12 protein-coding genes and 1 tRNA gene are annotated in these 10,312 nt (G+C 60.4%); 10 read left to right on the plus strand and 3 right to left on the minus strand.

The window, feature by feature from the left end; all coding sequences use genetic code 11:
- Nucleotides 1–69 precede the first annotated feature (69 nt).
- Entirely contained in the window at nt 70–519 is a 450-nt protein-coding gene (locus ICN82_RS16355) for a hypothetical protein (protein ID WP_193184791.1), read from the plus strand.
- Here the strand turns inward: ICN82_RS16355 and ICN82_RS16360 are convergent.
- A complete protein-coding gene (locus tag ICN82_RS16360; RefSeq protein ID WP_226898544.1) occupies nt 509–1,141 on the minus strand; it encodes an exopolysaccharide biosynthesis protein in 633 nt (210 codons plus the stop codon). The two genes, ICN82_RS16355 and ICN82_RS16360, sit on opposite strands and share 11 nt — an antisense overlap.
- A 315-nt stretch (nt 1,142–1,456) precedes the next feature.
- Between ICN82_RS16360 and ICN82_RS21545 the strand changes: the two genes are divergently transcribed.
- Nucleotides 1,457–1,591, plus strand: coding sequence for a hypothetical protein (locus ICN82_RS21545; RefSeq protein WP_269142431.1), 135 nt, complete (start codon nt 1,457–1,459; stop codon nt 1,589–1,591).
- A 30-nt stretch (nt 1,592–1,621) separates the two neighbouring features.
- On the opposite strand, the gene ICN82_RS16365 is transcribed toward ICN82_RS21545, so the two are convergent.
- Both ICN82_RS16365 and ICN82_RS16370 read right to left on the minus strand, forming a co-directional pair.
- A complete protein-coding gene (locus ICN82_RS16365) occupies nt 1,622–2,272 on the minus strand; it encodes a GntR family transcriptional regulator (RefSeq protein WP_193184795.1) in 651 nt (216 codons plus the stop codon).
- Nucleotides 2,269–2,970: a M48 family metallopeptidase gene (locus ICN82_RS16370; RefSeq protein WP_193184798.1), complete on the minus strand. Its 702-nt coding sequence runs from the start codon at nt 2,968–2,970 to the stop codon at nt 2,269–2,271. Before ICN82_RS16370 ends, ICN82_RS16365 begins: the two co-directional genes overlap by 4 nt.
- Before the next feature lie 94 nt (nt 2,971–3,064).
- Between ICN82_RS16370 and ICN82_RS16375 the strand changes: the two genes are divergently transcribed.
- The 8 genes from ICN82_RS16375 to tnpC all read left to right on the plus strand — a co-directional run.
- Nucleotides 3,065–3,400 (plus strand): TIGR02300 family protein, encoded by a 336-nt coding sequence (locus tag ICN82_RS16375; protein ID WP_193184801.1) that lies wholly within the window; start codon nt 3,065–3,067, stop codon nt 3,398–3,400.
- A gap of 216 nt (nt 3,401–3,616) precedes the next feature.
- Nucleotides 3,617–3,692, plus strand: a tRNA-Ala gene (locus ICN82_RS16380).
- A 169-nt stretch (nt 3,693–3,861) separates the two neighbouring features.
- On the plus strand, nt 3,862–4,395 hold the full coding sequence (locus ICN82_RS16385; RefSeq protein ID WP_193184804.1) for an AAA family ATPase: 534 nt from the start codon (nt 3,862–3,864) through the stop codon (nt 4,393–4,395).
- A gap of 455 nt (nt 4,396–4,850) precedes the next feature.
- Nucleotides 4,851–5,714: a hypothetical protein gene (locus ICN82_RS16390; RefSeq protein ID WP_193184806.1), complete on the plus strand. Its 864-nt coding sequence runs from the start codon at nt 4,851–4,853 to the stop codon at nt 5,712–5,714.
- Nucleotides 5,715–5,724: 10 nt separating this feature from the next.
- Nucleotides 5,725–8,031 carry a UvrD-helicase domain-containing protein gene (locus ICN82_RS16395; protein WP_193184809.1) on the plus strand — a complete coding sequence of 769 codons (2,307 nt, stop codon included), beginning with the start codon at nt 5,725–5,727 and terminating at the stop codon, nt 8,029–8,031.
- A 399-nt stretch (nt 8,032–8,430) separates the two neighbouring features.
- Nucleotides 8,431–8,814 (plus strand): IS66-like element accessory protein TnpA, encoded by a 384-nt coding sequence (gene tnpA, locus ICN82_RS21550; protein ID WP_193184812.1) that lies wholly within the window; start codon nt 8,431–8,433, stop codon nt 8,812–8,814.
- Nucleotides 8,811–9,161 (plus strand): IS66 family insertion sequence element accessory protein TnpB, encoded by a 351-nt coding sequence (gene tnpB / locus ICN82_RS16405; RefSeq protein WP_193184814.1) that lies wholly within the window; start codon nt 8,811–8,813, stop codon nt 9,159–9,161. The genes tnpA and tnpB overlap by 4 nt, the downstream gene beginning before the upstream one ends.
- A gap of 54 nt (nt 9,162–9,215) precedes the next feature.
- A partial coding sequence (gene tnpC / locus ICN82_RS16410) for an IS66 family transposase (protein ID WP_193184817.1) occupies nt 9,216–10,312 on the plus strand: 1,097 nt, incomplete at its 3' end.

Consider the following 10,312-nt stretch of genomic DNA (forward strand, 5'->3'; position numbering starts at 1 on the left):
GGCGCAACCGGCACTTGCGGATACGTTGCGAGGCGTGAAACGCCTGCCTCGAACGCGAAGTATACCGAAATGGCCAGTCCCTACATGTCGCTTGCCCGGGCCTATCAGGAACTGGGATCCTCCGTGGTCCTGTCATCCGGCGACGAGCTCAGATCCATGCACGCCGCCCGAAACCCGGAATGGTTCGGGCTGGATGCGGAGGGCGGACACCCGGCCATGATGGTCGATCGGTCGTGGCCCCAGACCCGGCCCGGCGGAAAATGGTTCATCGAGGTGAACCCCCGATCCTGGCCCCAAGACACCACCAGGCGGCGCAGGAAGACCGAGAGGCTTCTTGATTTCCTGGAGAAATTCACCGGGCAGCCCATCGGGATCGTCTTCTGCGAATTTCCTCCCGGCGGCGAAGGCGGCGCCACGAAGATCGCGCCCCGCCCGGATCTCGCCGCCATCGTCAGGAAGGGCGAGACGGAACACGTCTATCTTCTGGAGGTGGTGAAGCGGCAGTCTCTCACAGCATGACCGCGGCGACGGCGTTGATCGCGTAGAAGGGCAGCGACAGGGCGGTCAGCATCAGCAGCGCCCCCATCGCCATGAAGAGCGCATCGCGCGCCAGCATCGCCACCGAGAAGAGCAGCACCGCCAAGCCGAGGATGGAGGAGGAGAAGGGGACGATCTCCAGCAGCGGCATCGCCAGCCCGCAGGTCATGCAGGCCAGTTCGCAGCCCTTGCGCACCGGGCGGCGCATCGCCCAGGACCCGTGGCCGGTGGCATTGCGGTCCAGCCAGCGCGCCAGCCCGGCGATCCGGTCCAGCCCGTCGCGCAGCCGCCTCGCGCGGATTTCCTTCCCCGTCATGGCCTCGGGCAGCCACAGGTGGTGCCGTCCGAACACCATCTGGCCCGCGACGAAGGCGATGATCAGGCCGCAGATCGAGGAGAAGAGCGGAATGCCCGACAGCGGCGAGACCACCAGCAGCGCGGGGACCATCAGCACCGGGAGGAAGGACGTGTCCTCGACGGCCTGAAGGATCCTCTGGAAAGAGACAGTCTCGGCCGAGGCCGCCTCGCGGAGCTTGCCCAGAAGCTCCTCCATGGCGCCGCCGCCCTCTTCGTATTCCATGAACTCGTCCGCATCCATTGTCATGCCGCCATCCCGAACCCCTGCGCTTCGGCGACTCAACGGCAGGCGCGGCAAGCCTGTTCCCGCAGTCTAACAGATAGGCGGCACCCCGCCCCTGCGGCAAGGGCATGCCCTGCCGGAATTGCCGTCATGACGTTCCGGCAAGATGCGGCGCGCGGATCGCGTCAAATCCCGCCCCGGGGGCCCGCATTCGCGCCGGATTCGCGATCCGCCCGCGGATCGGGCAGGTTTCCGGTAACGTGTTCCGCAAAGCAGGCATGGACGAAACGGCATCGGCGGCGTTAGGAACCGCCGTCGCAAGTCAACGGAGTCTTCGTCATGCATCCGAACCTGACCAAGTCCTGCCCCGCGCGCTCGACCGAACCCCATGCGCGGATTTCCCTGGCCCAGGCCATGATCGTGCTGGGCACCTGGGCCGGCTTCCTCGCCGCCGGTCTCGCGCTGCTGCCCTGAGCCGCGCCGCGGGCCGCACCGGCCCGCCTGCTATTCGCCGGCGATCATCCTCAGACCCTGGGTGACATCGGTGCGCACCGCCAGCCGCAGCCCCGGTTCATCCCCGGCCTTCAGCGCCTCGATGATCAGCCGGTGCCCGTGCGGCACCCCGGTCCGGCCCAGCCGCGCATAGAGCGCCCGCATCGTCGGCCCGAGCTGCAGCCAGACCGTTTCCAGCATCGCCAGCATCGCCGGAGCCTGCGCCCGCAGGTACAGCGTGCGGTGGAATTCCAGGTTGTGGCGGATATAGCCCGTGGCATCGCCGCGCGCGACCGCCGCCGCGATCACCATGTTGATGGCCTCCAGCCGCTCGATCAGCGCGAAATGCACCTTGGGCAGGGCGCGGGAACTCAGCTCGGGCTCCAGCATGCCGCGCAGCGCCGCAAGCTCCTCGATCCGGTCATTGCCCAGCAGCGGCGTGGCGACCCGCCCCGATCCCGACAGGCTCAGCGCCCCCTCGGCCACCAGGCGGCGCACGGATTCGCGCGCGGGCGTCATGGACACCCCGAATTCCGCCGCGATGCCGCGCAGGGTCAGCGCCTGGCCCGGAGGCAGCTCGCCGCACAGGATGCGGGTGCGCAGGCTGCGATACACGCGGTCATGCGCCGCGGGCAGGCTGTCCGCCTGTCTGGGCGTGCTCATGGTCCGTCTCCGTCGAAGCGGTAGCGATGCAGCCAGGCCCCGTTCTCGCGGAGCCAGCGCCGGTCGGCGGCATATCCCGGATGCAGCCGCGCCACTTCCGCCCAGAAGACGGCGGAATGGTTCATCTGCGCCAGATGTGCCACCTCGTGGGCCGCGACGTAATCGAGGATCTGCCGCGGCGCCATGATCAGCCGCCACGAGAACATCAGCCGCCCCTGCGAGGAACACGATCCCCAGCGGGACCGCGTGTCGCGCAGCGCCAGCTCGGCATAGCTCCGGCCCAGCCGCGCCGCGTAGAGGTCGCACCGCTCCGCCAGCCTGTCGCGCGCCAGAAGGGTCAGCCAGCTGCGCACCTGCGCACCGGCCCGGGCGGTGCCGACCCGCAGCTTGTCCCCGTGACGTTCCGCCTTGCGGACCGGCGCGGCGACAAGCGTCAGCGGCGCCCCCTCCACCGGCAGCCGCACGCCCGGCGCCACCCGGATGACCGGCGGCTGGTTTCCCAGATGGTGCCGCACCCAGTCGCCGCGTTCCTCGAGAAAGGCCCGGGCCTCGGCGGCGGGAACATGCGGCGGCGCCGTCAGCGTCACGCGCCCGTCCAGCCGCGAGATCCGCAGCGACAGCCGCCGCGCGCGCGCCGAACGCTTCAGTTCCACCTCGATCCGGGAGGCCCCGGACAGTTCCAGCCGCTCCCGGCTCATCATCCCGCTCCCCGCCTCATGGATTTTCCTTTGACACCCCGTCCGGCCTGTGGCAATGGCCCTCACTCAATCCGTCGGGAAAAGAGGAAAGAGCATGCCCAAAGAAGAGTGGGGAACCAAGCGGGTCTGCCCGACTACGGGCAAGCGGTTCTACGATCTGGGCCGGTCCCCGATCGTCAGCCCCTATACCGGGCAGGTGGTCGATATCGACACCGGCAACAAGACGCGGACGATGATCGCCGACAAGGCCGATCCCGAGTCCAAGAGCGCCCGCGACGAGTCCGGCGAGACCAACCTCGATGAAGAGGATGATGTCGACATGGATCTGGGCGACGATCTCGATGATGACGTGCTCGACGAGGATGACGAGGACAATGTCTCGCTCGACGAAATCACCGACGTCTCCACCGACGACAACAACGACGACTGATCCGCGCCCGCCGCGCAGCAGGTTTTCAGGGACGGCCCGGAGAGATCCGGCGCCGTCCCTTTCGTTTGACCGGTCGCCATCCCCCTGGAAATGCACGGTTTCGGGCGGCGCCCCGGGAGAATTCTCTTTTTTGGCCCCGCCCGGTCTTTTTGGCTTGCACCCCCGCGCCGCAGCCCTTAGACAGCCCCTCACCGACGCGGCGACGCCGCACCGGCCGGGGCCTTAGCTCAGTTGGGAGAGCGCTTGCATGGCATGCAAGAGGTCAGGGGTTCGACTCCCCTAGGCTCCACCAGATCCCCCTTGAAACGCACCAGATAGGTCTGCCTTTCTCGTCAGAGGATTTGCCTCTGCCGCGCAGGCGGGTGCTGTTTTCCCTACGAAAATCCATGCTGCCTCGATCCGCGCCCTTGGCGTGTTGATCGCTTCGCAGCCCTTTCCCCTGTCCAACCCGAGGATGGCCGATGAGCGACCGTTTCTTCGTCGTGACGGGCGGCCCAGGTGCGGGCAAGACCAGCCTGATCGCCGAGCTTGCCCGCCGCGGCTTTCACACAATCCCCGAATCCGGCCGCGCGATCATTCGCGAGGAAATGCAGAGCGGCGGAGATGCCCTCCCCTGGGCGGATCGCGGGGCCTATGCCGAACGGATGTTGGAACGGGATCTGCACGCCTACAGCGCCGCACAGAGGCTCTCAGGCCCCATAATCTTCGATCGCGGCATTCCGGATGTCCTTGGCTATCTGAAACTTTGCGGGCTTCCGGTGCCGCCCCACATCGCCACAGCGGCCAAGGCAGCTCGCTACAACCGTCGCGTCTTCCTGGCGCCGTTCTGGGATGAGATCTTCACGCAGGACACCGAACGCAAGCAGACTCGCGCCGAAGCGACCTGTGCCGTCATGCGCGAGACCTACACCGCCCTCGGATACAAAATCACGGAACTGCCGCGTGCCGACATTGCAACACGCGCCGACTTTGTCTGTAAGCAACTGGCAAATTGACCGTCATCTCTAGACGGAAGGAGAACCTGCAATAGCGGACAAACCGCGTGACCTGCCCCCCCCTCCGGCCTCCTACTACCTGAAGCTGATGGCCCAAAGCCTACCTTCGTGCCAGGCTTGGCGGGTGACCGGTGCCGGCCCTAAATTGCCGGTCACTGCGTTGCCCTCGGCAGCCGTCACGAGCAGTTAGCTCCCGCACGGCGCGCCGTCCTAGGTAGCCGGGACTGCCCAGAAACCGGGCTCAACTCGCAACTGGGTAAATTTCAGAAACAGGTTTGCAAATCCGAAGAGAGCAAAGCTACCAGACAAGCGTCGAGCACTTAACAGAACCGAACCAACGTGAACTCAGGTTCAGTATTGCCTACCTGGAGCAATGTCTGGATACTCGTGGTAGTCACATCGGCGTCAGTCCACTGATGCGAATGTTAAGATTTTGAAAAAATTGTAGGGGAAGCGTGAAGAAGTCTCGTCCAGATTTAGTGCCAGCGGCCTATGGTAAAATTACTCAAGGGACAGTTTTCTCGTGTGCTCAAGCCTCGAGATACACTAACTGCGAAGTATATGGCGTCACTATCACGGCTCGGTGTGACGTTGCACAGCAAAAATACCCCGTTCTGAACTTCCTACCCTTGGTGCGACTCAAGGATTGGCTTCGTCGTGACGGCCTTGATATTCTCCACGAGCAGGAGCTTAGTGAGCGTGCGGGTAAACTTAAAGGAATGCTGAGAAAGGGGAATCTGTCCGAGGCACTCCCAATGTCTATTTCCTTAGAGGAAATTGGCAAAGTACACTTCCCGTTGGGAGAAGGCGCAAAGGCGAAAAGGGCTTCAAGTGAGAAATTCTGGGAGTACATCGCAGAGTGCAACGAGTACGATGAGGTGGATCGCCAAGATGATCGGGACCTTATGTTCATGTGGTTTGCAACAAATAGATCGAGCAAGATAGAGGAAATTATCCGAAGACTAAGTCGTCATGCCGTTTTAGGGCATTATTTCCTTGAAACGCTCTCCGAAAAGGCGAGTGAAGCACAAGGGTATGTATGCTTGCTAAGGGAGGTGGCAACCCTTCCCAAAAGCGTCGCTGAGAGATTAGGAAAGGGCTTGGATAGCGAAAGCTACAAAGAGATTTGTGGCGATAGCTTTCCCAGCCCAGGACTAGTCTTTGAGGCGGATAGTTTGGCAATGCCTGTGGTGCAAATAGGTTCGCCCACCATGGAACATATCCTACAATCATTCGGAAGTCTTTTCGGGCGCATCGGCGTAGAAGACCCAGTTGAAGATGTTATAAGCGGCATCATTATTAAGAGCATGGCGATCTAACGGGGTGGGTATGAAGTACATTTGCATCGATGATGGCGCGCTGGCGGAGTTCATCTCTGGTCGCTCGTATCAGTCTATAGACTTTGAGGAGGGCGATAAACTTATCCAGGCATTGTCTGGGAATATTCAGTTCCTCCTGAAATTAAAAAATGTAGTATTTTTGCAGGACAAGGAAGGCGTATTCATCACCACACTCGGGGCGTGGAAGAAAAAGAAATATCTTGTTATAGACTGCGAAAAATCTGCGCTATTTACGCAGCTCAGATCGGCCGAATCCTTGCAGTCATTCCAAAAATTAATGAGATTCTGCGCGAAGTATTGGTCAGGAGGGCTTCTCAATAAATCTGAGAAAATCGTCTCTGGTTCTACTAAGGCTGTCATTTTTCCGCTTCCGTACTCGACAAGTCCATACCGGATTGTCATAGAACGCGAGCCGATGAACGAGCGGCTCAAAAAGCGTGACATGTCAGGTCAATTCCTTTTAGTGTATAAGACTGGCTGGGAAGGTGCAAACTCCGCAACCGAAATCGCAGATGAGACCAACTTCAAAAGGGTCATTGATCGCCTTGCAGACGTGTACCTCCAAGTTTCAAAGGCCGCGGAGGGTGCTCCAGTCACCAACCGATTTGACCAGGTGAACTCAACGGCACTCAATGGCGACCTTGGTTCGAAGCGACCAGTTCATACTCCATATGATGATTGGCTTCCTCAGCTCACTAGGCAGCAACAAATTTTTGTTAGAGCACCGATGGGAACGCCACACCGTCTCCACGGCCCTGCTGGTACCGGAAAAACGCTATCTCTTTTGCTGCGTACTATTCGCATTCTTCGTTCAGCCGAAGAAAACACTCTGAACTGCAATGCTCTGCTGATCACGCATAGCGAAGCTACCAGGCAGTCCATTAAGGATGCACTACAGGTTATAGATCCGGATGATTTCCAGAGCCGCGATAAAAATCTAGAGAGAGTATCGCTCTCTGTCGAAACGCTCGCGTCTCTTTGCGCCAACACCTTGCGTCAGTCGATATCTGAGACGGAATTCGTTGACAGAGATGCGCAAGACTCAAAGTTACTTCAACAAATGTATATCGAAGAAGCCGTCAGGCGTGTAAAATCGGAGGACCTCGCATCTTTCATACCACACCTTAGCGAAGGCTTTCGCAAGTTCATAAATGAAGTCGATGACGAGGATCTAGCGCATTTGTTTCAGCATGAGATTAGCGTACTGATAAAAGGCCGTGCTGGAGATTCTTTTGATACATACAAGAACTGCCCCCCTCTTAAATATGGCTTGCCGATTGAAAATGACGCCGACAAAGGAATCAGCTTTCGGGTATTCAAGCGATATCAAGAACAGCTTGAAGCTGCGAGCCAGTTTGACACCGATGACGTAGTAATATCGGCGGTTGGACAGCTCGACACTCCGATTTGGAGAAGAAGGCGTTCCCGAGAGGGTTATGATTTTATCGCAATTGATGAGACCCACCTTTTCAACATCAATGAGCTTCATGTTTTCCACCATTTCACTCGAAATGTGGATTCGCTTCCTATTTCCTTTACGGTAGACCAAGCTCAGAGTGTTGGGGATCGCGGTTGGAATGACATAGACTCTGTATCCGAACTGTTCGGCGGTGAAACTTCAGCGTCAGAAATTTCCACTCCTGTTTCTACGGTTTTCCGTAGCTCGCCCCAAATACGTGACTTTTGCCAATCAGTATTGGCATCAGGGGCCACTCTCTTTACGAATTTTGACGATACCCTCTCACTCTCTACAAGCGCCTTCACAAATGAAGACGAAAGGCGGTCGCAACCCGTTAAATATTTGGATTTCGCCGATGATAACGCCCTAGTTGAAGGTGCCTTTAATCGGGCTGATAAACTTCAATCTCTTACGCAGTCCAACAGGTCACAAGTCCTCATCACAACCATGAACGATGAAGTGCTGCGCAAACTTAAGGAGCACTCAATTAGTAACAATAAACCGACTTCTTATTTGGAGCGCCGAGGCGACTTCACCAAGCAGCGACAGGCGGAAAAATCGGGTCACATGGTCCTGGGCCATGCGGACTTTGTGGGTGGCCTTGAGTTTGATGTTGTAATCATCGTAGGCGTTGACAAGGGGCGAGTTCCACAAGAAGGGGAAACGGCAAACTCTAACTCAAGGAGCTTTTCTTCATATGCTGCCCACAATCGTTTATATGTCGCAGCGTCTCGGGCAAGGTTCGCATTAGAGATTTTGGGCGTGCAATCACGTGGTCCAAGTGAGCTTTTGGCGGTCGCTGAGAGAAATGGCCTGATATCAGGGGTTGAACAGTGATCTGAGTTCGTAGCCGAATGAAAAGTAGAGGGCTCATCATCTAACGCCGCACTCTTTTTAGAGTAAAATAGGATCTGAAGAAAGCTACTCGAAGTCTGCACCTTGTCTGAACACGAGTGCCTTCTCCTGATGGCGCAGCCCCTCGGAGAGAAGGCTAGGACACTGCTCATACATCCAAGAAAATCGTGATTTTTTTTCGACTTGACCTCTGAGCTTTTTCCTGCCGAACAACAACGGTGCACAGTCGGTCCGCTCACTGCGCTGTCCTGCTTGACTAGGGCAGCCCCATGATCTTCCGCGACCTGCGTTCTTCGGTATGCGATGTCCCGGCCCCACCTGTTTGTGAGGCTTCGGTTCTGAGATCTCATTTCCTGCAACGAGCAGGGAGTGACTTTCTCAATGAGCGCATATTTTGAGGTTCTCACGAACGAGCGAGAAACGCAGCGCAGTAACCGGAAGTGGCCGGATGACCTGAAGGCGGAGATCGTGGCCGAGACGCTCAGGCCGGGCGCGACGGTGAACGCGGTGGCCGCGCGGCACGGGCTGGCGGCGAACCAGGTTTCGGCGTGGCGGCGGATGGCGCGGGACGGCAGGCTCGTGCTGCCTGCCCCCGAGGATGCGATGGAGTTCGTGTCGCTGATGGTGGCGACGCCGGAAGCGCCTGCGGACACCGGGCCGATTGCAGGCGGCAGCGTCGAGATCGCCGTCGGCGCGGTGACGGTGCGGCTCGAGCCCGGCGCGTCGGCCGAGCGGATCGCCTCCGTGGTGCGGGCGCTGGCATGATCCCGTCCGACCGGGTGCGCATTTTGATAGCCACGAAGCCCGTCGACTTCAGGAAAGGCCATGACGGCCTGGCCGCGCTGGTGCAGTCGGCCTTGAAGGAGGACCCTTTCGCGGGCGCTGTGTTTGTCTTTCGTGCGAAACGGGCCGACAGGCTGAAGATCCTGTTCTGGGACGGCACCGGTCTGGTCATGGCGTACAAGCGCCTGGAAGATTCCGGCTTCGTCTGGCCTCCCGTGACCGACGGGGCGATGTCGCTGAACCGGGCGCAGTTCGAGGCGCTGTTTGCCGGGCTGGACTGGCGGAAGGTGAAGGCGCTCGAAGCCAGGCGGCCTGCTGTGGCGGAATGACTCGCGGGGTCTTTTCCCCGCCTGCCGTGGCGCGCTCCGGGCTATGCTGCAGGCATGACCCCCGCCGCCGATCTCGACCTGTCCGTCCTGCCCCCGGAATACCGGGCGGCCTTCGAGGCATTGCAGGCGCAGGCAGCTCGGGTCGCCGAGCTGGAGGAAATCACCCGCCGCCAAGAGCACCTGATTGCCGAGTTGAACCAAGCGCTCTACGGGAAGAAGTCGGAGAAGCTCTCGGAGGACGAGCGGCAGCTGGCCTCCGAGGAACTCGAGACAGCGGTCGCCGAGCTCGAAGCGCAGAAGGTGGCGCAGGCCGATGACAGCGCGGGCCGGCGCCGCAAGAGCTCCTCCGCCAAGCGCAACCGCGGCAACCTTCCGGCCGATCTGCCCCGGATCGAGGAGACCATCGAGCCCGCCAGCCTCGACTGCCCCTGCGGCTGCGGGCGCATGCACAAGATCGGCGAGGACCGGACAGAGCGCCTCGACATCGTTCCGGCGCAGTTCCGCGTCATCGTCACGATCCGCCCGAAATACGCCTGCCGCATCTGCACGGATGGCGTCACCCAGGCGCCGGCACCTGCGCATCTGATCGAGGGCGGGCTGCCCACCGAGGCGCTGATCGCCCATGTCGCCGTCTGCAAGTACGCGGATCATTCCCCGTTGTACCGCCAGAGCCGGATCTTCGCCCGCTGGGGCCTGTCCATCGACCGCAGCACGCTGGCCGGCTGGGTCGGCACCGCGGCCTTCCATCTCGGTCCCATCGTCGACCGGCTGGCGGAGCACCTGAGGACATCGACCAAGCTGTTCATGGACGAGACCACCGCGCCGGTGCTCGACCCGGGACGTGGAAAAACGAAGACCGGCTACCTTTGGGCTCTTGCCCGCGACGACCGGAGCTGGGGCGGGGATGACCCTCCCGGCGTGGTCTATTTCTACGCCCCGGGCCGCGGCGGCGAGCATGCCGAGACATTCCTGGCCGGTTTCGACGGCATCCTGCAGCTCGACGGATATCCAGGCTACAACCGCCTCACGCGCCCTTCCCGCAAGGGCGGCGCCCCGGTCACCGTCGCCCACTGCTGGGCACACGCGCGGCGCAAGCTGAAGGAGGTGACCTTGCCCCCGGATCCCGGACTGGGCCGATATTCACTATGCGG

The sequence above is a fragment of the Mangrovicoccus algicola genome (genome assembly GCF_014903745.1).
Taxonomy (GTDB): Bacteria; Pseudomonadota; Alphaproteobacteria; order Rhodobacterales; family Rhodobacteraceae; genus Mangrovicoccus; species Mangrovicoccus algicola.